The sequence below is a fragment of the Streptomyces sp. NPDC005303 genome (assembly GCF_040607335.1).
Lineage (GTDB): Bacteria > Actinomycetota > Actinomycetes > Streptomycetales > Streptomycetaceae > Streptomyces.
In genome coordinates this window covers 48,710-73,923 of the sequence record NZ_JBEXGM010000024.1, presented here as the reverse complement: position 1 = coordinate 73,923, position 25,214 = coordinate 48,710, and the positions used below count along the sequence as shown (strand labels likewise).

At 66.4% G+C, this 25,214-nt stretch carries 25 protein-coding genes, 2 pseudogenes and 1 riboswitch; of the genes and pseudogenes, 22 read left to right on the top strand and 5 right to left on the bottom strand.

The window, feature by feature from the left end; all coding sequences use genetic code 11:
- The first annotated feature begins 6 nt into the window (after positions 1–6).
- The 5 genes from ABZT93_RS28675 to ABZT93_RS28655 all read left to right on the top strand — a co-directional run bounded on the left by ABZT93_RS28675 (position 7) and on the right by ABZT93_RS28655 (position 4,514).
- Positions 7–792: a hypothetical protein gene (locus ABZT93_RS28675; protein WP_356110077.1), complete on the top strand. Its 786-nt coding sequence runs from the start codon at positions 7–9 to the stop codon at positions 790–792.
- 575 nt (positions 793–1,367) lie between these two features.
- The gene (locus ABZT93_RS28670) at positions 1,368–1,946 is read left to right on the top strand and encodes a suppressor of fused domain protein (protein ID WP_356110074.1); all 579 of its coding nucleotides are present in this window, start codon (positions 1,368–1,370) and stop codon (positions 1,944–1,946) included.
- 833 nt (positions 1,947–2,779) lie between these two features.
- Complete coding sequence (locus ABZT93_RS28665) at positions 2,780–3,217, top strand: hypothetical protein (protein WP_356110072.1); 438 nt, start codon at positions 2,780–2,782, stop codon at positions 3,215–3,217.
- 106 nt (positions 3,218–3,323) lie between these two features.
- Positions 3,324–3,860, top strand: coding sequence for a hypothetical protein (locus ABZT93_RS28660; protein WP_356110069.1), 537 nt, complete (start codon positions 3,324–3,326; stop codon positions 3,858–3,860).
- Positions 3,861–4,043: 183 nt separating this feature from the next.
- Positions 4,044–4,514 carry a hypothetical protein gene (locus ABZT93_RS28655; RefSeq protein WP_356110067.1) on the top strand — a complete coding sequence of 157 codons (471 nt, stop codon included), beginning with the start codon at positions 4,044–4,046 and terminating at the stop codon, positions 4,512–4,514.
- Between the two features lie 670 nt (positions 4,515–5,184).
- Here ABZT93_RS28655 and ABZT93_RS28650 read toward each other — a convergent pair.
- The 3 genes from ABZT93_RS28650 to ABZT93_RS28640 form a co-directional block, all read right to left on the bottom strand.
- A complete protein-coding gene (locus ABZT93_RS28650; RefSeq protein ID WP_356110066.1) occupies positions 5,185–6,216 on the bottom strand; it encodes a hypothetical protein in 1,032 nt (343 codons plus the stop codon).
- Between the two features lie 90 nt (positions 6,217–6,306).
- Positions 6,307–6,531, bottom strand: coding sequence for a DUF397 domain-containing protein (locus tag ABZT93_RS28645; protein ID WP_356110063.1), 225 nt, complete (start codon positions 6,529–6,531; stop codon positions 6,307–6,309).
- A gap of 6 nt (positions 6,532–6,537) precedes the next feature.
- Complete coding sequence (locus ABZT93_RS28640; protein ID WP_356110062.1) at positions 6,538–7,374, bottom strand: helix-turn-helix transcriptional regulator; 837 nt, start codon at positions 7,372–7,374, stop codon at positions 6,538–6,540.
- 218 nt (positions 7,375–7,592) lie between these two features.
- On the opposite strand from ABZT93_RS28640, the gene ABZT93_RS28635 reads away from it, so the two are divergent.
- Positions 7,593–8,009: an ATP-binding protein gene (locus ABZT93_RS28635; protein WP_356110060.1), complete on the top strand. Its 417-nt coding sequence runs from the start codon at positions 7,593–7,595 to the stop codon at positions 8,007–8,009.
- Positions 8,010–8,035: 26 nt separating this feature from the next.
- On the opposite strand, the gene ABZT93_RS28630 is transcribed toward ABZT93_RS28635, so the two are convergent.
- A complete protein-coding gene (locus ABZT93_RS28630; protein ID WP_356110058.1) occupies positions 8,036–8,479 on the bottom strand; it encodes a hypothetical protein in 444 nt (147 codons plus the stop codon).
- Positions 8,480–8,651: 172 nt separating this feature from the next.
- Here ABZT93_RS28630 and ABZT93_RS28625 point away from each other — a divergent pair, with 172 nt between their 5' ends.
- The 7 genes from ABZT93_RS28625 (at position 8,652) to ABZT93_RS28595 (ending at position 15,914) form a co-directional block, all read left to right on the top strand.
- Positions 8,652–9,608 (top strand): hypothetical protein, encoded by a 957-nt coding sequence (locus ABZT93_RS28625; protein ID WP_356110056.1) that lies wholly within the window; start codon positions 8,652–8,654, stop codon positions 9,606–9,608.
- Complete coding sequence (locus tag ABZT93_RS28620) at positions 9,605–11,362, top strand: insulinase family protein (protein ID WP_356110054.1); 1,758 nt, start codon at positions 9,605–9,607, stop codon at positions 11,360–11,362. Before ABZT93_RS28625 ends, ABZT93_RS28620 begins: the two co-directional genes overlap by 4 nt.
- A 405-nt stretch (positions 11,363–11,767) precedes the next feature.
- Positions 11,768–12,592 carry a glycoside hydrolase domain-containing protein gene (locus ABZT93_RS28615; RefSeq protein ID WP_356110051.1) on the top strand — a complete coding sequence of 275 codons (825 nt, stop codon included), beginning with the start codon at positions 11,768–11,770 and terminating at the stop codon, positions 12,590–12,592.
- A gap of 84 nt (positions 12,593–12,676) precedes the next feature.
- Positions 12,677–13,141: a hypothetical protein gene (locus ABZT93_RS28610; protein ID WP_356110047.1), complete on the top strand. Its 465-nt coding sequence runs from the start codon at positions 12,677–12,679 to the stop codon at positions 13,139–13,141.
- Between the two features lie 6 nt (positions 13,142–13,147).
- Positions 13,148–13,786 (top strand): hypothetical protein, encoded by a 639-nt coding sequence (locus ABZT93_RS28605; protein WP_356110045.1) that lies wholly within the window; start codon positions 13,148–13,150, stop codon positions 13,784–13,786.
- A gap of 293 nt (positions 13,787–14,079) precedes the next feature.
- Positions 14,080–14,727: a SurA N-terminal domain-containing protein gene (locus tag ABZT93_RS28600; RefSeq protein WP_356110043.1), complete on the top strand. Its 648-nt coding sequence runs from the start codon at positions 14,080–14,082 to the stop codon at positions 14,725–14,727.
- A 188-nt stretch (positions 14,728–14,915) separates the two neighbouring features.
- The gene (locus ABZT93_RS28595) at positions 14,916–15,914 is read left to right on the top strand and encodes a nucleoside triphosphate pyrophosphohydrolase (RefSeq protein ID WP_356110040.1); all 999 of its coding nucleotides are present in this window, start codon (positions 14,916–14,918) and stop codon (positions 15,912–15,914) included.
- 6 nt (positions 15,915–15,920) lie between these two features.
- Here the strand turns inward: ABZT93_RS28595 and ABZT93_RS28590 are convergent, their stop codons facing one another.
- The gene (locus ABZT93_RS28590; protein WP_356110038.1) at positions 15,921–17,159 is read right to left on the bottom strand and encodes a cytochrome P450; all 1,239 of its coding nucleotides are present in this window, start codon (positions 17,157–17,159) and stop codon (positions 15,921–15,923) included.
- A gap of 202 nt (positions 17,160–17,361) precedes the next feature.
- Between ABZT93_RS28590 and ABZT93_RS28585 the strand changes: the two are divergent.
- From ABZT93_RS28585 to ABZT93_RS28545, 9 genes and pseudogenes are all read left to right on the top strand, one after another.
- Positions 17,362–17,655, top strand: a pseudogene (locus ABZT93_RS28585) (recombinase family protein); the annotation flags it as partial.
- A 5-nt stretch (positions 17,656–17,660) separates the two neighbouring features.
- Positions 17,661–18,485: pseudogene (locus tag ABZT93_RS28580) on the top strand (recombinase family protein); the annotation flags it as partial.
- Between the two features lie 372 nt (positions 18,486–18,857).
- Entirely contained in the window at positions 18,858–19,307 is a 450-nt protein-coding gene (locus ABZT93_RS28575; protein ID WP_356110157.1) for a transposase, read from the top strand.
- A 150-nt stretch (positions 19,308–19,457) separates the two neighbouring features.
- Positions 19,458–20,510, top strand: coding sequence for a transglycosylase family protein (locus ABZT93_RS28570; protein WP_356110035.1), 1,053 nt, complete (start codon positions 19,458–19,460; stop codon positions 20,508–20,510).
- Between the two features lie 138 nt (positions 20,511–20,648).
- Positions 20,649–20,815: riboswitch (cyclic di-AMP (ydaO/yuaA leader) on the top strand.
- 3 nt (positions 20,816–20,818) lie between these two features.
- Positions 20,819–21,502, top strand: a complete 684-nt coding sequence (locus ABZT93_RS28565; RefSeq protein ID WP_356110032.1) for a transglycosylase family protein — start codon at positions 20,819–20,821, stop codon at positions 21,500–21,502.
- A 294-nt stretch (positions 21,503–21,796) separates the two neighbouring features.
- Entirely contained in the window at positions 21,797–23,083 is a 1,287-nt protein-coding gene (gene eno, locus ABZT93_RS28560) for a phosphopyruvate hydratase (protein WP_007382562.1), read from the top strand.
- 100 nt (positions 23,084–23,183) lie between these two features.
- Complete coding sequence (locus tag ABZT93_RS28555) at positions 23,184–23,660, top strand: septum formation initiator family protein (RefSeq protein ID WP_356110030.1); 477 nt, start codon at positions 23,184–23,186, stop codon at positions 23,658–23,660.
- A gap of 27 nt (positions 23,661–23,687) precedes the next feature.
- On the top strand, positions 23,688–24,224 hold the full coding sequence (locus ABZT93_RS28550; RefSeq protein WP_356110028.1) for a DUF501 domain-containing protein: 537 nt from the start codon (positions 23,688–23,690) through the stop codon (positions 24,222–24,224).
- Positions 24,221–25,162 (top strand): Ppx/GppA phosphatase family protein, encoded by a 942-nt coding sequence (locus ABZT93_RS28545; protein WP_356110025.1) that lies wholly within the window; start codon positions 24,221–24,223, stop codon positions 25,160–25,162. The genes ABZT93_RS28550 and ABZT93_RS28545 overlap by 4 nt, the downstream gene beginning before the upstream one ends.
- The last annotated feature ends 52 nt before the right edge of the window (positions 25,163–25,214 follow it).

The window sequence follows — 25,214 nt, the reverse complement described above, 5'->3', positions numbered from 1 at the left end:
GCTAAGGTGAGCGAGATGCAGGTCGGCGGGGTTGGCATGCTGTTGAACCATCCAGTTGTGGCCATCGGATCTACGGCCGAGCTTTACCCGGACCTGAAGCTCGCGAGGTCGACACCCGTCGCTGCGTCGGCTGAACATGTGCTCGTCGCGGCCAGGGCGCAGACAGGCCTGGTTCTTGTCAGAATCTGGACTGGTGTGGGGCCGATGCTGGGGGACATCGCTTTCGATGGGAATGTTCATCTCTCTGATGGGCGTTGTGTCGTTAAATCTCTGGATGAGCTATCTCAATACTCAACTTTGATCGGCGAACCTGGCCCCTGTCGTGCAACCATCATGGTAGATGATCCTGGATCGGCTTCTCGAATTGACGTGATTTTCGGTTCGAGCGGTGCTGAGATCTCCTTGACGTTCGCTGAGGGCTACCCTCTGCCGGTCATGCTTGGAGCTGACAGCGGCCAGTTGGACGAGTTCGATGAGCTAGACCTTATTCTCTCGTCACACGATCGCCCGCTGAATCGCCTGGCCGCAGTGGTAAAAATGATCATTTCTAGCCAGGTCCTGTTGAAGTCGGTTCAAAACAGAAAAGGTGATGCGCACTGTATGCGCATGATCGCCCAGTGGGCGCGCTGGCTCGCTCCGCATATTTCACTTTCGAACTCTCTTGACCTGAGCAATTGGATGGTCGAGGAACTACTGTCGGCTAAGCAGGGTAGTGTAGATCGTACGTCAGTAAATATTGCGTCAGATTTTCTGCACAGGATGTCGGCCCCTCCAGGCGCGACGAGCAGTTGATCAAGCTTGTGGCGATGGTTGCCTACTACCAATGCGGATGGCATCAAACATTGATCCGTCAGAATGTAGCGAGCTCGCCCGACATGGTGACTGTCGAGGTGTGGAATCCCTCATATCGGCACTCGAAGGTCTCACTGTCCGAAGTCTTGGACGTATACCGGTCGATTCCTTTGAGCGCGTCTATCGGTCTGACCTTGGCCGACGGGGAGGACGGCTGTGTGATCGTGACAGTGGAACCAGGTTTCTCTACAGTCACGACCCTTCGGAACCGGACCTTCCATAATCTTCGGATGTCAGACGACTTGGAAGAGGCGGGAATCATGGTGGCTGGTGAGGAGATCAGTTGGCCGAAGGGGTGTCTACTTCCCCGAGAGATGGGTATCCAGGTTCTCCTTGAGGGGGGCGATCGAGAGTCGATGTGGTCTCGGCGTAGATGGGTTGAGCAGTAGGTTCACCCACGAATTCTCGAACCACATCCACGTTTCGTCCGTGCTCAATCGGCAGTCGATCGCAACATCACGCGGGGACGGAAAAGAGGTGATGAATTACTTTTCGCAGTATGGGATGATCGCACGGTGAGCGATGCTAGGCCGCTGGCCGCGAAGGCCGTTGAGTCACACGTCCGGGCGTTCTTCACGGGGCACGACGTGGAGGTTGTCGACTACGACCTCGGGCCGGAACGGCGAGAGGTTGTACCCGATCTGAGAGTTCTCGTTGTGGAGCCCGGCCCCCGCAGCGACAGCTGGGCCTTTGTGACCGCCGGGTGCTGGGCCTCGATGGAGGAGAACGGTCACGGACTTGAGTTCGTCATGACCGCGCACGTCCGCGACCGGCGGTTCATCGAACTTATGGCGATGGTCGCCCACTACCACTGCGGAGGGCATCAACTCGCCCTGGAGCACAGCATGCCGATCGGCGAACCGTGGGTGCCGGGTTCGACCTGCGATCACCTGCTGATTAGCCTGCCGTATCTCCACGGCCCCGACCTTGAACACTGCCTGCTGCCTGAGGGGCACGCCCGAATCCTGTGGACCCTGCCGGTGACAACCGCCGAAATCGAGTTTCGTAGGCGCCACGGGCACGAGGCGCTGGAGCAGCTCTTCGACGAGGCAGAGATCATCCCCACCAATCCCTTCCGGGCATCGGTCGTATGACTTCCCCGAAGTGGCCGGCGAGAACGAGGCGGGGTCGTCCTGCAGGATCGGCCTTCCGAAATATCTGCGATGAGTTCCACTAGGCCCTGCCGAAGAGGCCAGAGTTGACCCTCGGTGGGAAGCGGTTCCGAGGCGGTCCAGGAACCACACCGTTCCAGACGGTTTGGTGACTCTAATGGCCAAGCCAATGCCCCTTCTGGAAATTCAGTATGAGCTGGGCCGAGTGGGTTCGCGTGCACTATCTCTGTCCACGGCGAGAAAAATGGGTGACGAGAGAGATATGGGTCTTCAGATTGGCGACGCAGTAATCGTCTCTTGTGAGCCGGCGAGTGCTCGAGTGGTCGAGGTCGATTCACGTCAGGTCACTCTCGAATGGCCATGGGGAGCGATCGACAACTCCTCGAATTTTCGGTGGGATGGGAGATTCTCTTTGCCGTACGGCGATTCGAACCCTGAATGGGTTCCGTATCGGCTTGAGTCGACGTGTTCTTGACTCCGTGCAGGATCTGTGGAGAGCTCTATGAAAATCGGCGAAGTTGAGGTTTTCCTTAACTACGGGCAGCTTGTGGTTGGATCGGGCAGTGACCCCGACTTCGACCTGTTGTTATTCCACCCGCCAGCAAACGATGCGCACCACATTATGCTTTACTACGCGTGCGCAGGTCGCGCCCATAAGGGTAAGCGTGTGGCGTGGTACGGCACCGAAGGCATCCCGACCGGTTTTCAATGGGGAGGTAGTTCTTTCCACGGGGTATCTGGCTCTGCGTGAGGCGTCAGACCCGCCGTTCTTCGTATGGCCGGTCACTAGCGCAGGGACACGGGTCGGGTTGTCCGTGGGTGTCGATGACTGGGATGAAGCAACGATGGTGACGGTCGTAGTCGACCCAGATACTCATTCAATGCCTGATGTGAGAAGCAGGGAAAATTTTATCGCCTCAGCCGCCACCATCACCTCAGTTTCGCAGATCGATCGAGTCCTGACTGGTTACAGCTATCCTGTGGATCGTCTCGCAGTGGCGATAAGAATCATGCGAGATGCTTCGGCTGAAGGCGTTTCCGAGGCGCGTGTTCGGTATGGAATCGCGTCAGTGGTGGAGTGGTTGAAATGGCTGCATCCCGCGATTTCAGCCGGAGTATTGGAGGGTGTCGAGGAACTAGTCCGAAATTACCTTGGCGAGAACTCCTCTGAACAGGTGGGAACAGATGCTCTTATTGCCTACATTGCGTCAAATTTGGGGCTCAGCGGTGAGGAAGTTCTCATGGCGCGATGAGCGATTGGCGGGCGACGGTATCCGGTGGCACGTCCTGAAGTGTCTATTCTGATATTTCGGAAATGGTGACCCGCATTATGTGCGAGCGAGACAGGCTGACCTTTAAATGCTGGATGTAGAACTAGGGCGATTCAAGGCGCACCTTGATGGCCTGCGCAGGCCGGTTGTTGATTGGATGTCTCCGGGGGTGGGTGTCAATCACGTTTCGTCTGTACTGGACGATATTGTTCCGGCCTCTGTCGTTCAATGGTTTGACTGGTGCAATGGCGTCGTTGGTTATCCAGGTCAACTTCAGGACGACGTCAATGTGATCCCCGGGTATCACCTGCTTTCGATCGATGAGGCTGTACGTCTGAAGCCTGACTATGCGAGTGATCCGGTTCTCGGAAAACATTGGGTGCCACTCCTTGGCAATCCAGGCGGCGATCTATATGCGGCTATTTGGGTTCCCGGCGCTGAGGCCAAGGTTGTGGGGGTTCTCATCGGTGAGCCCTCTGAGGTCGAGTTCTCCTCCATCGAGCAGATGGTCGTTGTATTCAATCGATGCTTCGAGAGTGGCGCCTACTTCGTGAACGAGCACGGGCGGTTTGCCATGGCTCCTGATCTCTACGAAGAGGTTTATGCTCAAATTTCTACAGACTGACACTTATTGAACATCGGGTCGGAAAAATAGGTGAGGAAGTACTTTTCGTGGCGTGGGATAACCGCACTTGAGCGATGCGAGGCTGGCCACGAAGGCTGACGTTGTTCTAGTCCGGAATCACCGTACGAACTTGATCTGGATGATCCGTCCGCAGATCATCTGCAACTCTGAGTTGAGGTTCTTGTGAATGACGTTATCCCTTGGGTCGGGATTGAGGGCGTCCGTTTTGGTGAGTTGAGAAAGGATGTTCGTGAGAGGCTGGGGGATTATTCTTCTTTCAAAAGAAGCCCCGGCGATTCGGCCATTGACCACTATCCTTCGATGGGGCTAATGCTGCACTTTGACGGAGCTGACCGCCTGGACTTTATCGAAGCGACAGCTGAATCCGAGCTTTCATTTTCTGGAATAAATCTCTCCGGAAGGCCTTTTGGTGAAGTCTTGGATGAATTGCGCTCAAATTCCATTGACTTCGTTCTTGATGGCGCTGGATGCGCTCTGACTGGGTATGGAATTGAGCTGTATACACCGGCTCCCGATGAACTTGATATTGAGGTAGAAGGGGTGGCTCTGAGGGGTCTTATGGATAGTCGGGATAGCTCCGACGCTTCGGATGTCGTGATCGATCCTCCAATGAGCGAGGGCACGCTTTTCTGACGGACTACGCGGTCATTGGTTCTCATGATTAGCGATATGGCGGCGAGTATTTTCGGAAGCATGGCGGCATGATGGCCGCCCGGTGTAAGGGGCGTGAAGATGATCGGATTCCTGGAGAAGCTCGCCGATGGCTCTTACGCGCCGTCAACCTTCTTTCCGGTGGGAGGGTAGGCCGTGGTCGATGTCACGTGGCGCTTTGAAGTGGACAGTGATGAATTGGTTACACTGTCGGTCGTACCTAAAACTCCTAAGAATGCTGTTCATTGCGCTTGAGACGCTGATCATGTCGCGTGAGGATGGTGAGGAGTATGTATTGGGCCCACCCGCCGCCAGTGCTGAGCCTGGAAGGGCTCATCGAATATCCGGCCGTGATTCCGGAGAGCTGTGTGGCTGGGGAACGGGCAGCCGACCGCCGGTGCTCGGCTACAAGGCGGCGAGGAAGGTATCGAAGGTCTCGGCGTCGCTGATCGCCATCTGGGTTCCAGTCGGCTAGACGGAACCAGGCACGGGCGACGTCGGCACGCCGGTACAACCACCTCGAAGTCGGTGCCCTCCATGTAGCGCTTCAGCTCGCGGAGGACCGCACGTGCCTGCAGATCTCGCTGTGGCCTCGTCCGACAGCCCCGGTGGCACCGCCGTTACGCGCGTGCCATGCCCCCTGGGGTACGAGCTACTGGATGCTCCAGCGGTGCGGGTGCTCGGGATCGTTGGGACAGGCGAACACGTTGAGCTCACCCCAGCGGCCCACAGTGACCTCCGTGGGGGTGGCGCCCCGGTGAGTAGGGAGGTTCTGATCCTCCAGCGGTTTCCAGCTGCCGCTGCCGCCGTCCCATTCCGAGCTGTCGATGGTCAGCAGCAGGTGCATCGGTGTCGCGCAGGTCAGGCAGTCCATGGGGTACGGGTCGGTCGCGTGCCAGGAGGCAAAGCCACCCACACGCCATCCGGGCGGGATGGACAGGTCGTACTGGTAGCCGAGCGGCTCTGTCGCGCTTTCGTCCGCCTTCTGCTCCGCTTCCTCTTCAAGGACCTCCTCCCAGGCGTCGATCCGGGCGCATAGGTCCTCGGGCAGAAGGCCGGCGAACGGGTAGGTGATCACCTGCTCCGGGTGCAGCACACAGGGCTCGGGCACGAAGCCGTCGGCCCCGACGACCTGCGGCTGCGGTGGCTCGTTCAGCGCCTCACCGACCTCGCAGGACCGCCGCCAGCGCAGGTGCAGTGCGAGGTCGTACCGACCCGGGCCGTGCGCGTCGAAGGGACACCAGAACACTTGGAGCAGATCGCAGCCGCCCGGCCCCTTCGGCAGGTCGGGTACATCCCGCCGGTACAGCTGCGCGAGGCCGATCAACGGCAGTGGGTCGGTGTCGGACGCCCCGGGGATACGGTGCTCCCGGTGCAGCTCACCCAGGAGCTCCCGTTCCTCGTCCGTCGGGCCGGGAGCCTCCTCGCGCGACCACGCGGAAGCCAGAACCTGCCGATAGCGGCGGATGTCGGCCGGGCGTCGACCACGCCCACGGCCGTGAACCTCGCCGCACATCGGCCACGGCTCGTCCGCCGGCCACAACATCGGACCGCCCACGGAGCTGGCCGAAAGCTCTGGTCTTCCCGGCCGGGGATGGAGCCGAGTCGTCGTCCCCCGAAAAGCGGCCAGTTCCGGGAAGAGCGCCTCGACATCGAGAGGGCGCGGGGGCGTGGTCCTCGTCATGAAGGCGACCTTAGACGCCTGACATCCCCAGTCGCCGAACACCCCAGGCAGCTCCCTCATTACCTTCTTGGTGGGCTTGCCGGACGTTCGTCAACAGGTGTGTTGCTGACAACGGGTCTTCTGGGCGACGTTCTGCGATGACGTGGACTTGAGGGCCGTGAGGAAGGTGCTGAAGGCCCCGGTGGGGAAGGCGAGAGTGCCGTGGGCGGGGTTTTTGGAGTCGCGTATGGATACGTGGGTGGGGGAGTTCGCGATCTCCACGCACTCGTTGCCGTCGTCAGGGCCTGAGTGGGACGACTTCCGCCAGTTGTCCATGAGGCATCACAGCTCTCTCGTCAGCCGGTTGATGAAGTCACGCGACCGTTCGGGGTCGAGTGACACGGCTTCCACTTTACGAAAGCGGGTTCGGAAGGCGCTGAGTTGTGCTTCGGAGTCGATGAAGGCCGATCCCTGGGGTACGTCTCGTACGACCGTGTCCAGCTTGGGCACAGGCCCGCCCACGTACGTCATCGTGCTGGCTGCTCTGGCGAAGCCGTCCAGGTCAAAGGGGAGTACACGCATGGTGACGTTGCTTGCTCCGGACAGCTCCAGGAGTCTGGCGAGCTGGGTCCGGGAGGCGGCGCGGTCGCTGACCCTGATGCGTAGGGCCGACTCGTGGATCACCAACTCGTAGGGAATAGTGATCTCCTGGCCGGCCATTCGGTGACGGACCCGGAACTCAAGCTCATCGTCGGTCAGTTCCGGCACCCTCGCGGAGAAGACGGCGCGAGCGTAGTCCTCCGTCTGCAACAGGCCGGGCACGTACAGGATCGCGACGTCACGCCGGAAAGAGGCGTGGTGGTTCAGTTCGGACAGGTCCAGGAACGACGTGGGCAACAGCCCCCGGTACTCCTCCCACCACCCGCGTGTCCGGTCGGTGGCCATCGCCACCAGGGCGTCGACGAACTCCTTGTCCGTGCAGGCGTAGTGGGACGCGAGGCGTCGTACCCGTTCCTCGCTCACCCCCACGAGTCCGGATTCGATGTGGCTCATCTGCACCCGGTTCGCCCCCAACAGCGCCGCCGCCTCGACGGCGGTGAGGCCTGCCGCTTCGCGGAGCCTGCGCAGTTCGAGGCCCAGGCGCATTTGACGTGCGGTTGGTTCGCGCCTCTGGACCATCAATGGCTCCTCGTTCGGGGGTGATTACCGGATCAGCTTGCGTGGGGTTACAGGTTACCCCTACCGTCAGTGACGCGACGCACACACTGCGGCACTCCCGGGACCCCGGAAGCGCACCGCTCCGCCCTGCCAGGACGGCTGCGACACTGCCACCGCCCCACCGTTGCCCGCCGCTCCCCGGCCCTCCGAAACCCCCACCCCAGAACCGGAGTCGACGCATGCCCGAAACCGACCCCCAGCAGTCCTGGGAGTACACCCTCCACATCCCGAACGACCCCCGAGCCGTCACCGTCTGCCGCCGCACCCTGCGCCTGATCCTCACCATGCACGGCCTGATCACCCTCGTCGACGTCGCCGAACACCCCGCCACCGAGCTGGTCTCCAACGCCGTGCGCCACACCAAGGGGCCCGTGGCCCTGCGTGTGCACTGGTCGCCCGGCGTGCTGCGCATCGGTGCCTGGGATGCCGACCCCGAGCCCCCTGAACCGCCGAACGCGTGGGAGCAGGTCGCCGAGTCGGAAGGCGGACGAGGGCTGGCCCTGGTGCGGGCCTGCGCCGATCAGTGGGGTTGGCAGCCGCTGTCCAGGCACGGACGTCGGGGCAAGTACGTGTGGTGCGCGTTCGCCGCTGCCTGAAGCGGGGGAATGTTCGATTCGACGCCTCAGCGCGTCACCGGCAACGCCCCCACGAACCGCGGCCCATCCCCCCGATGCTGCACCGGAAACGTCACCTTCAGCCCCTGCTCATGCCCCGCCACCGACAGTCGCGTGACGAACTGCAGCCCCAGGAACGCCTTCTTCGAGCCGCCGGTCGAGACGTACGGACGCGGCAGGTTCAGCAGCAGCTTGCCCGGTCTGCCGCCGCGGTTGCCGTCGAAGAACAGGACTCTCTGGTCGGTCAGGACGATGTACATGGGGCGTGGAGTGACCGTGGCCATCACCGTGCCCGCGCTCAACACGCCCACCACGGCAGCAGTCAGGGCCTGCTTGCGGACGGAGACCGAGCCGACGCCGGCGAGGGAGGTGAGTTCGATCCTCTCGTCCTGCAAGAGCAACGGGGCTGCCGCCTCCAGGAGTTGGCGGTTGCGACGGGAGTTCAGCGACATGGAGGGGCCTTCCGGAAGAGTGGCGGAAAAGTGCGAACGATATGACGTCCCGGTGAACGGGAGTTGGCCGGAAGGTCCGCCGACAGTCAAGCGCTGGTATGCCGTATCCCATCCCTGACCTGGGCTTTCCCCGCCGCGCTCGATGTCACAGCCCTCGCCTAGTATCCGCCGCATGCCACCCGACCCCGGGCCCGCTCCCGAACCCGATTTCGAACTCGCCTCCGCCTACCCGGAGGTCACCTGGCTGCGACAGGCCGCCGCCATCGCCGACTGGGCCTCGGTCCGGCAGTACCACGACACCCTGCCGCCCGGTACCGACCGCGCCTTCGTCGTGCGGGTGCTGGCCGAGGTCGACGGTGTCGAGCACGCGCTGCGGCAGCAGGTGAGTGCGGCGCCGTACGACGTGTTCGCGCTCACCGTGCTCGGTGCGCGGCTGGTGCAGACCGGATGGGGGATACGGACCTCGGCGCGGGCCCAGGATGTGAGCAGGGAACAGTTCGAGGCCTTCCACGCGCACCTGCGGGACGCGGAGCAACTGCTCATCCGCGCCACGGCCCTCGACCCGTCGTACGACGCAGCCTGGGCCGAACGGCTCAACACCGCCCGCGGGTTGTCGCTCGGGAAGAACGAGGCCCGTCGGCGCTACGACCGGCTGGCCAAGTACCACCCGCACCACTTCACCGGGCAGGCCCGCCTCCTCCAGAAACTCTGCCCCAAGTGGGGCGGCACCTGGGAGGAGGCGCACGGGTTCGCCCGCGAGTGTCTGCTGGCCGCCCCGGAAGGCTCGTTGAGCGGCGGCCTGGTCGCCGAGGCACACATCGAGCACTGGCTCGACCTGAAGGGCGACGACAAGCGCGCCGAGTACCTGCGGCAGCCGCACGTCCACGCCGAACTCCTCGAAGCGGCCGGGAGGTCGGTGTTCCACCCGGCGTTCCGGCGTCCCTACGGCTGGGTCACCGTCCAAGGCGGCTTCGCCGCGCTGTTCTCCCTCATCGGCGACACCGAGCAGGCCGCCGCCCACTTCCGCGCCCTCGGTAACCTCGCCTCCGAATACCCGTGGGGCTACCTCGGCAAGCCCGCCGAGGCATACGTCCGACACCGCGACACCGCCCTGAGAGGCCGAAGATGAACCACCAGGCCCCACAGGGCGGCCAGTACGCTCCCGCTGCGATCCACCTCACCGAGGTCGAAGGCATCCCCACCCTCTTCGCCCCCGCCCCCGGACCCACCCGCGCCGGACTCGTCTTCCGCGTCGGCACGGCCGACGAGACCCTCGCCCGCGCCGGTGTCACCCACCTCGTCGAGCACCTCGCCCTGTACCGGCACGGCATCGCCGACTACCACTACAACGGCGCGACCAAGGCCGCCTTCACCCACTTCCACGTGGAGGGTGCCGAACACGAGATCGTCGCCTACCTGCACGGCGTCTGCGCCTCCCTCGCCGACCTCCCCATGGAGCGCCTGGAGACCGAGAAGGAGATCCTGCGCACCGAGGAGTCCCGCCGCGAGCCCGGCCAACTCCCGCTGTGGCGCTACGGCGCCCAGGGCTACGGCCTGGTCAGCTACCCGGAGTGGGGTGTCCCCGGCCTGCGTCCGGAGGACGTACGGCACTGGACGCGGACCTGGTTCACGGGCGGCAACGCCGTGCTGTGGATCGCGGGCGAGCGCATCCCGGCGGGGCTCTCCCCGAAGCTGCCCCCGGGCCCACGGCACCCGCTGCCCGTCGTCACGTCCGCCCTCCCCGCCACGCCCGCCCACTTCTCCGACGGCCAGGGCGGTGTCCTGCTCGACGCCGTCGTCACCGACACCGCCGCCGCCCGGCTGTACGCGGGTGTCCTGGAACGTGAACTCATCCGCTCCCTGCGCCAGGAGGGCGGCTACTCCTACACCGCCGCCACCGACCACACCTCCCGCCGCGACGGCCACGCCCTGCTCACCGCCTTCGCCGACGCCCTGCCCGCCAAGCAGGACGCGGTGCTCGGCGGCTTCGTCGACGTCCTCGCCGCGCTCCAGGCGGGGCATGTCGGGCAGGCCGACCTCGACGCCGTACGGGCGCGTTCCGACGCGGCGCTGACGGCGGCCGACGGGGCCGTACGACGGCTGCCGGGCGCGGCGGAGGACCTGCTCGCCGGTCGGCCGCCCCGGAGCCTGGACGAGCTGCGCCACGAACTGTGGTCGGTGACGCCCGGCCATCTGCACGCGGTGGCCCTGGAGGCGGCGGGCACAGCCCTGCTGCAGGTACCCGCCGGGCACCGCGCCGACTGGGCCGGGTACGCGGAGGCGCCGACCCGGTCGACGTACGCCGTCACGGGGCGGCGTTTCGAGGCGCTGGCCAAGGACGGGTCCGCGCTGGTGGTGGGCGACGACGGGGTCAGCCTGACGGTGAGGGGGCGGGACGGCAGCGACCTCGCGGTGACCGTTCCGTACCGTGCCTGCGCCGCCGTGCTGAGCTGGCCCGACGGCGGTCGGCGGCTCATCGGTACCGACGGTCTCGCCGTCGCCGTGGAACCCGGTCTGCACGGCGTCGACGCGCACACGATGGCGGCGCTCGACGCGGCAGTACCGCCGCACGCGCGCGTGCAGTTGCCGCCGCGGCAGCAGGTGCCGAATGCGCAGGTCGCCGAAGCGGCGGAGGTCCATGGCGCGTCGGCCCCCGCGCAGTCGGCGACCCGGCGCACCGGCGGGCAGACCGCCGGGCTGGTCGTACTCAGCGTCCTCGGCGGACTGTTCGCCTTCCTCGCGCTCGCGGTCACCGTCTTCGGCGGGGGTGATCCCGAGACCAGCACCGGTGAGTGGATCGGCCTCGCGGCCTTCCTCTGGGCCGTCACCGGTTTGCTCGCCTGGCCCGCGATACGGATCCTCCGGCGCACGCGGCGGGCGTGACCTGTCGCAGACCCGCGGGTTCTGCCCGCCTGTGGGACGGCGGTCACGTCCGAGTATTGAACGGCTATTCGAATTGCCAAGCGTTCGCCAAGTCCGCGTCCGTGTACGGAGTTCGCACGGCTCGCGTTCCCTGGTTCAGGAGTTTTTGCCGTGGCGTGAGAGAATTTTGTGGCGATCCAGGGACTCTGTTTCCCGGGCGAAAGGACGGCATCGGTTACGGTGCGATCCGCTCATGGTGCCCGACTTCCGTGTGCGCAGGAACAGTCCACGCAGAAGTCGTACGGCCGCCGTCGTACCACCTCACCGTGCCGGACCCGCGCCGCCGCAGGGCAAGGGCACTTGGAATCTTCCGTCGGACATGTACGCGACGTCGTACAGGTCCGCTTGTCATGAACAGGGGTGGGGATGGCAGACCATCGGCAGTCGAAGAAGCGCAGGTACATCTCGTGGGGTGTGGCCGGTGCCGTCGTCGTCGCGGGTGGCGGGATCGCCGCGACGACCTCGATGGCGGCCACGACCTGGCCCGCGCAGAAGACCTTCACGGGCCGCGCCTTCGACACCTGTGCCGCCCCCTCCCTCGCCGCGATGAAGGCCTGGCACACCGGTTTCTACGGCGCCGCCGCCGTCTACATAGGCGGGAAGAACCGCGGCTGCAGCCAGCCCAACCTCACCGCGTCCTGGGTCAAGTCCGTCAGCACGGTCGGCTGGAAGCTCGTTCCGCTCTACGTCGGCTCCCAGCCGTCCTGCGGCTCCGGCGGCTCGGTGAAGATCAGCGCCTCCACCGCCGCCTCCGTCGGCAAGAGCGAGGCGGATGACGCGGTGGCCAAGGCCTCGGCGCTCGGCATGAAGGCCGGCAGCCCGATCTTCCTCGACATGGAGGCGTACGACACGACGAACACCTCCTGCAACAACGCCGTGCTGACGTACGTCCGCGCGTTCGACAAGGAACTGCACGCCAAGACCTACCGGGCCGGCTACTACGGCTTCACCAGCTCCAGCGCCAAGGCGATCGCCACCGCGACCAACAAGACGGACCTGCCGGGCAACCTCTGGTACGCGCTGTGGGACAAGGTCAACACGACCACCTCGGACTGGCCCTGGGGCGCCACCCAGTTCACCGGACACAGCCGGGCTCACCAGTACATGGTCAACAGCAAGGAGACCCGCGGCGGCTACACGATCACCGTGGACCGCGACGCGTGGGACGGGCCGGTCGCCATCACCGGCTGAGCACGCAACCGAGAGCCGAGGACCGGCAGAACTGAGAGCCCAGGACCGACGGTGTTGAGCGGCGAGGACCGAAAGGTGAGGGCGATGAGGATGCCGAGGCTGATCTCCAGGGTGCTGAAGCTGCCCGCCGCGCCGGTGCTGCGTCTGCCCGCCGTGCGCGCGGGCTTCTCCGCGCTGCCGGTGATCAGCCTCGGCCTTCTCTGTCCCGTCCCGTCCCTCGTGCTCGCACTGCGGCGCCGCAGCCGCACCGACTGGCTGGCCTTCGCCGGCTTCAGCGTGGTCCTGGTGGCCTGGATCACCGAACTCACGTTGACGCCGGACGACACTCACGGTGCGTTGTTCGGGATCGACCTGCTGCTGATCACCCTGTCGATGGCAGTCGCCCCGGTGCACGCGTGGACTGCCTGGCCTCGACGGGCGGGTCGGCGTGAGCCACGGTGGATCGGTGCGCGGGCCGGCGGTACGGCGGTCGACGAAGCGGAGCGGTCGGGAGACGTGGACGCCGACCAGGTGGCCGACCGCCCGGTGCCCCAGCGCGTGGAGGAGTAGCACTACATGGTCAAGCAGGTTCGGCAGGTCACGCGGACACGGTCGGTCCGAGCCGAGGAGACAGGGCGGCTCACGGCTGTGGGGCGTGCCACGGTGGTCGGGCTGCGTTCACTCAGCGGACGCAGTCTCGCCATGATCGGTACGGCGGTCGCCCTGGCCCTCGTGATGATCGTGACCGGGTTCTTCCTCCACCGGCACGGCAGCAGTCGCCCGCCGATCCCCGCCACCCGCGCCCGCCACTACACCGAGTCCGACGCGTGCCTCCTCACCGACCGGCACGGCATCAACCCCAAGGCCGCCGCGGCCGTCTGGCAGGGCATGCAGGACGCCTCCCTCGCGACGCACACGCGTGTGAGCTACTCCTCGGTGACCGGAGAACAGAGCACCGCGAACGCCCGCCCCTTCCTCAACGCCCTGCTCCAGGGATCCTGCGAGGTCGTCCTCGCGGTGGGCGGCCCCGAGGTGAAGGCGGCGCAGGAGGCGACCCGGCGGTACGCGAAACTGGGTTTCGTGCTCGTGGGCAGTGAGAACGGCAGCGGTAGCAAAGGCAAGGCCGATACGAACGTGGCCTGGGTGCCCGCCGACGACGGACTGCGCGCCGGTGTCGCCGCCGCCGTGCGGCAGGCGGTGGAGGCACAGGGCTGAGCCCGCGGCCCGCCCCATTCGTAGACCCACCCCATTTGTAGACCCGCTCCGCCCGTAGACCCGCCCGTCCTCGTAGCCGTAAGCCGGGGTGCACATCGCAGCATCGGCCGCCGCCCCCGCGACTCCGCCCCGCCCCTGCGACCCCGCTCGCCTCGCGCCCCCGCCCGGGCGCGGCGGTGCCCGAAGTCCTGGTGAATCGTTGGTCGAATGGGTTGGCCAGAGCCGGTCCCCTGCCTACCATCGATCACCGCAAGACCTTGTGCACCGTCGCACAATCTCCTCGGGAGGCTTCCTTGCACCGCCGTCGTCGCACCGCGCTCGTCCTCTCCGCCGCCCTCGCCGCCGCGGCACCCCTGCTCACCGCCTGCGGAAGCGACGCGCATCCCGGCGCGGCGGCCGTCGTCGGCGGGCAGCGGATCACCGTCTCCCAGCTGGAGAACCGGGTGACCGAGGTCCGTGACGCGCAGCGGGCCGCCGTCACGGACGAGGCGCAGTACAAGCAGGCCATCGCCAAGACCGGCACCCTCACCCGCGACGTCCTGCACGGCATGGTCCTCGACCGGGTGCTGCACCGGGCGGCCGCCGACGCGGGCGTGTCCGTGACCCGCAAGGAGGTCCAGGAGCTGCGGTCGGGCCTGGAGGAGCAGGCGGGCGGCGCCAAGGGCCTGGAGACGACCTGGCTCCAGCAGTACGGCATCGCACCCGAACGCCTCGACGAGAACCTCCGCCTCCAGCTGGAGGCCCAGAAACTCGCCGGAAAGCTCGGCACCGACACCAGCGACCCCGCCTTCTGGAACGCCCTGAGCAAGGCGTCCAAGCAACTCGACGTCGACCTCAACCCGCGCTACGGCACCTGGGACGTCGCGAAGAGCACTCGCGTCGACGCCCCGACCGCCTGGGTACGGGAGGTCACGGCGACGGGGAGCGAGCAGAGCGCGTAACGGGACGGAGGCGCGGACGGGGACGGGGGCGCGGATGGGCACGGGCGCGCGGACGGGTAAGGGGGCGCGGACGGGTACGGCCCCCTGGACGGTCCACCTAGCGGGCGGATGATCGTACGATCACCCCGCCGCCCCTGGCCTGTGGACAACCTGATCGCCCCGTCGGCACCGTGCGTTAGCTTCGAACTGTGAACGCAACCGGCTTCGAGCCCGCCCCCGACCAGGACCCCGACACGGCGTCCGCCCCCGGCCGCATCGTCCTGCTCACCACCAGCCACCGCGTCGCCCCCGGCCTGCTGTCCTGGCCCGCCTGGCAGGCACTGCACGCAGCCGACCGAGTTCTGTGCGCGGACGGCGCCCACCCTCAGCTCCCGTATCTGCGGGAGGCGGGGATACAGGTCGACGAGACGTCCCCGACCGCGGAGGAACTGGTCGCAGTGTGCGTCGGCGGGCACACGGTGGTCGTCGTGGCCACCGGCGAGGGCGAGCCGGTCCTCACGGACGGCCTGGCCCGCCTCGCCGGATCCGGACGCGTCCAGATGCCCGAGCTGGAGCTGCTCCCCGCCTCCTACGACCTGCCCGGCGCCCGGCTCCTCGACCTCGTCCAGGTCATGGACCGCATCCGCGCCGAGTGCCCGTGGTCCTCTCAGCAGACCCACAAGGGCCTCGCCAAGTACGGCATCGAGGAGGCGTACGAACTCGTCGAGGCCATCGAGGAGGGCGACCGCGACGAACTGCGCGAGGAACTCGGGGACGTCCTGCTCCAGGTGATCTTCCACTCGCGTATCGCCGAGGACGACCCGGACACCCCCTTCTCCATCGACGACGTCGCCGGCGGGATCGTCGCCAAGCTCATCCACCGCCACCCCCATGTCTTCGGCGACGAGACGGCCACCACCCCCGAGGAGGTCAAGGCCCACTGGCTGCGCACCAAGGCGATAGAGAAACAGCGCACCTCGGTCACCGAAGGCATCCCCCTCGGCCAGCCCGGCCTCGCCCTCGCGGCCAAGCTGGCGTCACGAGTGCGGACAGCGGGGCTGGACGTACCCGTGCCCCACGGCGAGGGCATCGGCTACGAACTGCTGGCACTGGCCGCGCGCGCCGGGGCAGAGGGCACCGACCCGGAGACGGCCCTGCGAGCGGCGGCACGGGCTTACCGGGATGCGATCCGGGAGGTCGAGGGCTGAGTTCGGTCAGGTGGCGGTGAACCGCACCGGAAGGTCTCTCAGCCCACGCATGATGAGCCCCCCTCGCCACCGCAGCTCGGCAGGGTCGGCGGCCAGACGAAGGTCGGGCAGTCGTCGCAACAACGTCTCAATGGCCGTACGGCCCTCGAGACGGGCCAGGGGTGCACCGAGGCAGTAGTGGATGCCATGGCCGTATCCGAGATGCGGGTTGTCACGTCGCGAGAGGTCGAGGGTGTCCGGCTCCGAGAACCGTGCGGGGTCGCGGTCCGCGGCGGCGAGGACGACGAGGACCGGGTCACCGGCGGCGATGCGTTGCTCTCCGATGGTGAGAGGTTCGGTGGCGAAGCGCCAGGTCGCCAGTTCCACCGGGCCGTCGTAGCGGAGCAGTTCTTCGATTCCGGTGTCCAGAAGTCCCGTCTCACCGCGCTCGATCGATTCCTGGAGACGGTCCCGTTGTCCCGGGGTACGAAGAAGCGCGTACACCCCGTTGCCGATCAGGTTGATGGTGGTCTCGAAACCGGCGAACAGAAGCACGAAGCACATGGCGGCGGCCTCGTTCTCGGTGAGGTGTTCGCCGTGGTCGGAGGCTCGGATGAGCCCCGAGATCAGGTCGTCGCCAAGGTCGTCGCGCTTGCGGTGGATGAGTTCGGACAGGTAACCACGGATCTTCTTGACGGAGCGCGCGACGCCCCCGCGTGGCCCGCCTCCGTGGCGGATCATCATTCCCGCCCAGTCCCGCAGGTCGTCCTGGTCCTCGCGCGGGACCCCCAGCAGCTCGCAGATCGCGTAGATGGGCAGGGGAAAAGCGAAGTCGTGGATGAGGTCGGCTTCGCCCTGTTGGGCGAACTGGTTGATGAGCCCGTCCGTCAACTCCTGTACCCGGGGCGCGAATTCCGCCACGCGGCGCGGAGTGAACGCCTTGGAGACCAGCCTGCGCAGCCGAGTGTGGTCCGGGGGGTCGATGTTGAGCAGATGGGTCATGAGGTTGGCGCTGCGCTCGCCTGGGATACCCGTCTTGTTCTTCCCGTGGGCGTCCACGGCGTGATGGTCGGGGTTCTTCGAGAGCCGCCCGTCCGCGAGCGCTTGGCGTGCGTCGGCATAGCGGGTCACCAGCCACGCCTCGACGCCGCTGGGCAGCTGGGTCCGCCGGACCGGGGCGTGCTGGCGCAGCCAGGCATAGGCCGGATAGGGGTCGGTGGCGAATTCCCAGGTGAAGAGTTCGGGCGCGATGTTCGAGCGTTCCACGACAAGACCGTATCCGCAGCCGGTACGTGGTCGTGACGTCGAACGGATGCGTGCGAGCCAGACGTCATCGTAGATCGTTACTAAATACTACTTATGCTGACTTATGAGTTTTGTATAGCGAGAGGCGCTAGGTTCTCGATCACGCAAACGGCCCCAGAGCCGGCTAGAGCTCCGGGGCCTTGCCAGCCGTGAAGGGGCTGACGTGTTCAGCGCTATCGCTGTCTCCACGCCTACGGTCAACCGTGAGAGGGAGTCCGTTCCTTGCGTGCGGGCGGCTTTGATACTGAGGGTCTCCACACCGGAGCAAGCGCAGGGGTACGGGCTCGATGTGCAGGAGCACGCTGGGCGTACCTACATCCACCTGCGACCGGGATGGAGTCTTGCACCAGACCTGATCTTCAGGGACGAAGGCGTGTCGGGAGCGGTCGTCGCACGGCCGGGCATGCTGCGGCTCGAACAGGCTGCTCGGCAAGGGCTCGTCGATGTGGTCGTGGTCCATAAGTGGGACCGCATCGGCCGTACGGGCCGGGCGTTCTGGACGTGGATCTGGGCCATGGAGACCTTGGCGTCAGCTTCGTATCCGTTGCGCAGGACATCGATTCCTCAACACCGTCCGGCCAACAGCAGTTGCAGTTCCACGCGACCATGGCCGAACGCGAAGTCGGCCTCATCTGTGAGCGCATGCAGAGCGGTCGTCAGCGAAAGGCCCTGAACGCGGGCTGGGTCGGAGGCCCTCCTCCGTGGGGTTATGCCATCAACGGCATCGGCGTCCGCGGGTCCGCCCTCCTGGTCGACGAGCAGGAGGCACGCGTTGCCCTCAAGGCGGTGAGTCTCCTGGTGGATGAGGGCATGAATGTCGCTCAGGCGGCGCGGACGCTGAACGAGCTGGGGTACTCGACGCGCAGTGGCCGCCCGTGGTCCGCTTCCAATCTGCACAGGCGTCTCAGGAGCCCCGCTCTCCTCAAGGGCGAAGTCGTCTTCCGCAAGCCTGATGGCGACTCGAAGAACCGAACCAAACTGGACCTGGATGGGGTTCCCCTCCATGGGGAGAGCGTGGTCATCCCGATTCCTCGCATCATCACGGAGGCCAGGGCGGGCGCTCTGGAGCAGGCCCTGACGAGGAACGCGCATTCCTCTCATGCGGCTTGCAGGGAGTATCCCTTGAGTGGCCGGATCATCGGAAAGTGCGGTCACCGATACGTCGGTGCTTTCCGCAACGTCGACGACACCCGGCAGTACCGGTGTGGTGGCAGCAACAACGGCAAGGGGGCCCAGACGCGGTGCACCGATCCGTATTTGACGGCTCTCGATGTCGAGGCGGCGGTCTGGAGCCAGGTTGGGCGGCTCCTCACCGGACTTGATTGCCTTGAAACTGTGTTGGAGGGCCGGACAGTCCCTGTTCCCGGTGACATCGAGAAGCAGCGCAGACGCGTGGAGGTCTTCGAGAAGTCACTCGAAGAGAAGGAGGAAGCCGCGGCGCGTGCAGTGGTCGATCTGGCGCGGAACCCGGGCCTCGGCCAGGCGGTCAAAGACGCCGCGTCGAAACAACTCGACCAGGACGTGCGGATCGCCGGAGAGATCCTTGCCATCGCGAGAGACGTGCTCGCGACCCACGAGGAGGCCGAGGCGAAGGTCAGCAGGGCCAAGGATCTCGCCGCCATCGCCAGGGCGGGAGGAAGGGCCCCGGCACTCTCCGAGATGAGAGAATTGATCGATCTCCTGGACATCACGGTGGAGCCTCTGGGCGAGGTACGGAAGCGCTCCGGCGTCGCATGCAAAGTGACGGAGTGGCATGAGCGCACCGGTACCCCGGTTCCTGCCGCGGTGTTCGAGTCGGAGTGGGACGCCGTAGAAGAGCTGGTAGGCGACTTCTTCGGGTATCGCCCCTTTGTGCGTGGCGCTGTTGATCTGCGGACACAGCTCAACGGCATTCTTCATCGGCTACGCACAGGGTGTCTTTGGGACGAACTTCCCGAACGTTACGGGCCATGGGCAGCGGTCAAGGATCGTCAGAACGCATGGTTCAGGAGGGGCTTCTGGCCCACTCTGATGCTTCGCCTCAACCGCCTTGGCGGAGGTACACCTGTCAGGCGTGAGCTGCGGGTTCCTCCTCTTCAGGTGTCCAGGCGCGGCTTGGGTGCGGGTTAAACATGACGCGCCCTCAAGTCTGTGATCTTCACGTGATCTACGCGGCATTAACTTGTGACAAGTGATCGAATCCCTATACGTTCACGGACCAGCGCGGTGCCCCGCAGTACCCACCGCGCGGGTACTTGCTGTCTCGGGAAAGGTCCCTCCATGCTCTCCGGGAACGGTCGTCACCGTCGCCCCCGTCAGGCTCCGGCTCTCCTCGTAGCGGCCGGTGTGACGGGATCAGCCATCGCGATCCCACTGCTCGGAGCGACCGGGGCGAGCGCCGCCACCGGCACCACCTGGGACCGTGTCGCGGAGTGCGAGAGCGGCGGTTCCTGGAGTGAGAACGACGGCAACGGCTACTACGGCGGCCTCCAGATGTCCCAGGAGAACTGGGAGAAGTACGGCGGCCTCGAATACGCCGAGACGGCCGACCTGGCCAGCCGCAACCAGCAGATAGCCGTGGCCGAGAAGCTCCTCGCGGACCAGGGCATCGCCGCGTGGCCGACCTGTGGTCTGCTCGGCGGTCTCAGCAAGGACTCGAGCTCGGCGGACGTCGACACGGGCGTGGGGAGCGGTACCCCCTCGACCTCGGCGTCCGGTTCGTCGAACTCGTCCGGCTCGTCGGGTTCGTCCGGCTCCTCCAACTCGTCGGACTCCGGGGATTCTTCCGGCGGTCTGCTCGACGCGCTGGACGGTTCGTCCGCGACGCCTTCGCCGTCGGCCACCCCCTCCAGTGGCGATTCCGCCAAGCCGGACAAAAAGAACTCTTCGGAATCCAAGGACTCCGCCGCAAAGGACGCACAGCCTTCCGACAGCTCACCCGTCGTGAGCCCAGAAGAGGACGAAGCGGACAAGTCGTGGCAGGAGGGCGGCTCTTCGGCCCTCGTGGACGTCGGCGCCCTCGGCTCCGGCAAGCACCGCGGTGGCAGTGCCGAGGAGGTTGCGACGAAGAGCACGGCCTCCGCCCCGGCCGGCCGGCACGCCGCCGCGACCTACGTCGTCCGGGAAGGTGACTCTCTCGTCTCCATCGCCGACTCCCTTGGCCTCGACGGCGGATGGCGCGCCCTCTACGCCGAGAACAAGGACCGCATCGGGGCCGACCCGAGCAACATCGTCGCCGGTCAGACGCCGACACAGGGGCTGAATAGGGCTGAAAAGCCCAGAAAAACAGCGGGAGTTCACGTCACACTTCACACCGAATGTCCACTTTGGTGAAAGTGTGGGATGAGTCTCAGAAGCCCTGATCGTCTTTGAAATTCCGCCGAGCGCGTGTCTACGGTCGTCACCGCTCGGCAACCCGAGCCCCGTCTGTCGCAACGCCGAATCCTGCCAGCGGCCGTACGGGAACAGTCGTCGCGTCAAGCGCCGTAGGCAGGAGCGGGGGACCCAGGTAAGTGCCGGGCCCAGCAGTTCACGCTGGACCGGCTTGGGGTTAAGTCGCGCACCGCGAGGTGGGCGACCGGGCAACTCAACCGGCCCGAACCCGACAGCTCACCTCGCAGGCGTCGGTGAGGGGATCCACCATGCTGTTTTCCGGCAAGGGCAAGCACCGTCGTCCGTCCAAGGCCACCCGGGCCGCCGCGCTCGCCGGTGTCACCGGTGTCGCCATCGCCGCCCCGCTGATGGCGGCCGGCAACGCCTCCGCCGCCACCGCCTCCGAGTGGGACGCCGTCGCCCAGTGCGAGTCCGGCGGCAACTGGTCCATCAACACCGGCAACGGCTACTACGGCGGCCTGCAGTTCTCGGCCTCCACCTGGGCCGCGTACGGCGGTACGCAGTACGCCGCGCAGGCCAACCAGGCCAGCAAGTCGCAGCAGATCTCCGTCGCCGAGAAGGTCCTCGCCTCCCAGGGCAAGGGCGCCTGGCCGGTCTGCGGCACGGGCCTGTCCAGCGCCTCCTACAACGGCGGCAGCAGCTCGTCCTCCTCCGGCTCCTCGAACTCGGGCACCAGCACCCGTTCGACCGACGAGCAGAGCGCCTCCCGCTCCTCCGAGCGTCCGGCCGCCAAGAAGACCGTCACCACCCCGACCGGCAAGAAGGTCAAGAAGGGCGACGGCGAGTACAAGGTCGTCAAGGGTGACACCCTCAGCTCGATCGCCGAGAAGCACAAGGTCAAGGGCGGCTGGCAGAAGCTGTTCAAGCTGAACAAGGACATCATCGACGATGCCGACTTCATCTTCCCGGGCCAGCAGCTCCACCTGAAGTAAGACCCAGCTGAACCACAGGGCCCTCACAGCCGTGTCCTTCAGGATGAAGGCCTCGTGAGGGTCACCCCCCGTCCCCACGGGCTCCCCGCTCCGGTGCGTGTTCCCCCGTACGCACCGGGGCGGGGTTTTTTCTTGCCCTGCTGTCGGGACGTCTTTGTTCAGTTCAGAAACAATTTACTCTCGGTTCTGTCCATGGGTCGGTCCACACGGTGGCCGATCCCCCGGAGCCGGTTAGGCTCGGACTCGCAGAACCCACCGCGGTCCCGGCGGACCGTGTCACATCCCAAGAAGGAGATGCTCGTGCCGTCCATCGACGTCGTCGTAGCCCGGGAAATCCTGGACTCCCGAGGCAACCCCACGGTCGAGGTCGAGGTCGGCCTCGACGACGGCAGCACCGGTCGTGCCGCCGTCCCCTCCGGCGCCTCCACGGGCGCCTTCGAGGCCATCGAGCTTCGCGACGGTGACCCGAACCGCTACCAGGGCAAGGGTGTCGAGAAGGCCGTCCTGGCCGTCATCGAGCAGATCGGCCCGGAGCTGGTCGGCTACGACGCCACCGAGCAGCGCCTGATCGACCAGGCGATGTTCGACCTGGACGCCACCGACAACAAGGGCTCGCTCGGCGCCAACGCCATCCTCGGCGTCTCCCTGGCCGTCGCCCACGCCGCCTCCGAGGCCAGCGACCTCCCGCTCTTCCGCTACCTGGGCGGTCCGAACGCGCACCTGCTGCCGGTGCCGATGATGAACATCCTGAACGGCGGCTCGCACGCCGACTCCAACGTGGACATCCAGGAGTTCATGATCGCCCCGATCGGCGCGGAGTCCTTCTCCGAGGCGCTGCGCTGGGGCACCGAGGTCTACCACACCCTCAAGAAGGTCCTGAAGAGCAAGGGCCTGTCCACCGGCCTCGGCGACGAGGGCGGCTTCGCGCCGAACCTGGAGTCCAACCGCGCCGCCCTGGACCTCATCCTCGAGGCGATCAAGGAAGCCGGTTACATCCCCGGCGAGCAGGTCGCCCTGGCGCTCGACGTCGCCGCCTCCGAGTTCTACAAGGACGGCAAGTACCAGTTCGAGGGCAAGGACCGCTCCGCCGCCGAGATGACGGAGTACTACGAGGAGCTCGTGGCGGCCTACCCGCTCGTCTCCATCGAGGACCCGCTGTTCGAGGACGACTGGGCCGGCTGGAAGGTCCTCACCGACAAGCTGGGCGACAAGGTCCAGATCGTCGGCGACGACCTGTTCGTCACCAACCCCGAGCGCCTGGCCCGCGGCATCGAGGACGGCGCCGCCAACGCGCTGCTCGTCAAGGTGAACCAGATCGGCTCGCTCACCGAGACCCTCGACGCCGTCGAGCTCGCCCAGCGCAGCGGCTTCAAGTGCATGATGTCCCACCGCTCCGGCGAGACCGAGGACGTCACCATCGCCGACCTGGCCGTCGCCACCAACTGCGGCCAGATCAAGACCGGCGCCCCGGCCCGCTCCGAGCGTGTCGCCAAGTACAACCAGCTGCTGCGCATCGAGGAGATCCTCGACGACGCCGCGGTGTACGCGGGCCGCTCGGCCTTCCCCCGCTTCAAGGGCTGACCTCACCAGGTCAATCCTCAGCCAGTCGTACGTACGTCCCCGTACCGGTCCCGTACCGTGTGCGGGGACGTACGCACGTAGAAGGGGAGGCGGAGAGCCGATGGCCGTGAAGGACCGGGACCGTTTCTCCACCGCGACCAGGATCAGAATCCTCGGTGAGCAGACCGCGGCCCGTGTCTACCGCTCCCAGAGCAAACGGCAGGCCCGCCGCTCCCGGCTGACCGGGCGGGCCGCGCTGCTCGCCCTGGTGCTGTGCACCCTGGTGGTGGCGCTGGCGTACCCGATAAGGCAGTACGTCTCCCAGCGTGCCGAGATCGCCGATCTCCAGCGGGAGAAGGCGCGGGCCGCCGAGCGGGTCGAGAAGCTGCGCGACCTCAAGGCGCGCTGGCAGGACGACGCCTACGCTGAGCAGCAGATCCGGCAGCGGCTGCACTATGTGATGCCGGGGGAGACGGGCTTCATCGTCGTCGACCCGGACGCGGCGAAGCGGTCCCGTACCGATCTCGGGGCCGCCGACCGCCCCTGGTACTCCAACGTCTGGGACGGCGTCGACAAGTCCGACGCCTCCGACCAGTGAGACCGTGAGACCTAGAGAAAGACAGGCATGGAAACGCCCCCGCCGACCACCCCGCGCACCGAGCCCACCGACGCCGACGTCGAGGCCTTCAAGCAGCAGCTCGGGCGGCCGCCGCGCGGACTGCGCGCGATCGCGCACCGCTGCCCCTGCGGACAGCCGGACGTGGTGGAGACGGCCCCTCGCCTCCCCGACGGCACGCCCTTCCCGACGACGTACTACCTGACGTGCCCGCGCGCCGCCTCGGCGATCGGCACGCTGGAGGCGAACGGCGTCATGAAGGAGATGACGGAGCGGCTCCAGACTGATCCGGAGCTCGCGAAGGCGTACCGGGCCGCGCACGAGGACTACCTCGCCCGCCGGGACGCCATCGAGGTCCTGGAGGGCTTCCCGAGCGCGGGAGGTATGCCGGACCGGGTGAAGTGCCTGCACGTCCTGGTCGGCCACTCGCTGGCCGCCGGACCGGGCGTCAACCCGCTGGGCGACGAGGCGATCGCGATGCTGCCGGAGTGGTGGCGCAAGGGCGCCTGTGTGACCCTCGCCGGGACCGAGGAGAACGACCAGTGACCCGCGTCGCCGCCATCGACTGCGGTACGAACTCCATCCGCCTCCTCGTGGCGGACTGCGACCCGGCGACCGGCGAACTGGTCGACCTGGACCGGCGTATGACCATCGTGCGGCTCGGGCAGGGCGTCGACCGGACCGGGCGGCTCGCGCCCGAGGCGCTGGAGCGAACCTTCGCGGCCTGCCGGGAGTACGCGGCGGTCGTCAAGGAGCACGGCGCCGAACGGCTGCGGTTCGTCGCCACCTCCGCCTCCCGGGACGCCGAGAACCGGGACGAGTTCGTGCGCGGCGTCATGGACATCCTCGGAGTGGAGCCCGAGGTCATCTCCGGGGACCAGGAGGCCGAGTTCTCCTTCACCGGGGCGACCAGGGAACTCACCGGCAGCGACCACCTCGCCAAGCCGTATCTCGTGGTGGACATCGGCGGCGGTTCGACGGAGTTCGTCGTGGGCGACGACCATGTGCGCGCCGCACGCTCCGTGGATGTGGGGTGTGTGCGGATGACCGAGCGGCACCTGGTGCGGGACGGGGCCGTCAGCGACCCGCCCACCGACGCCCAGATCGCCGCGATGCGGGCCGACATCGAGGCCGCCCTCGACCTCGCCGAGGAGACCGTGCCGCTGCGCGAGGCGCGCACCCTGGTGGGTCTCGCCGGGTCCGTCACCACCGTCTCGGCGATCGCGCAGGAGCTGCCGGAGTACGACTCGCAGGCCATCCACCACTCCCGGGTCTCCCACGACCGCGTTCGCGAGATCACCGACTGGCTGCTGCGCTCCACCCACGCCGAGCGCGCGGCCGTGCCCTCCATGCATCCGGGGCGGGTGGACGTGATCGGGGCCGGGGCCCTCGTCCTGCTCACGATCATGGAACGGATCGGTGCCGAGGAGGTCGTCGTGAGCGAGCACGACATCCTCGACGGCATCGCGTGGTCCATCGCGTAGGCCCTGCGGGCACCTCTGCTGAGCAGGTAGAACAACGTATGAGCGCGTCCGG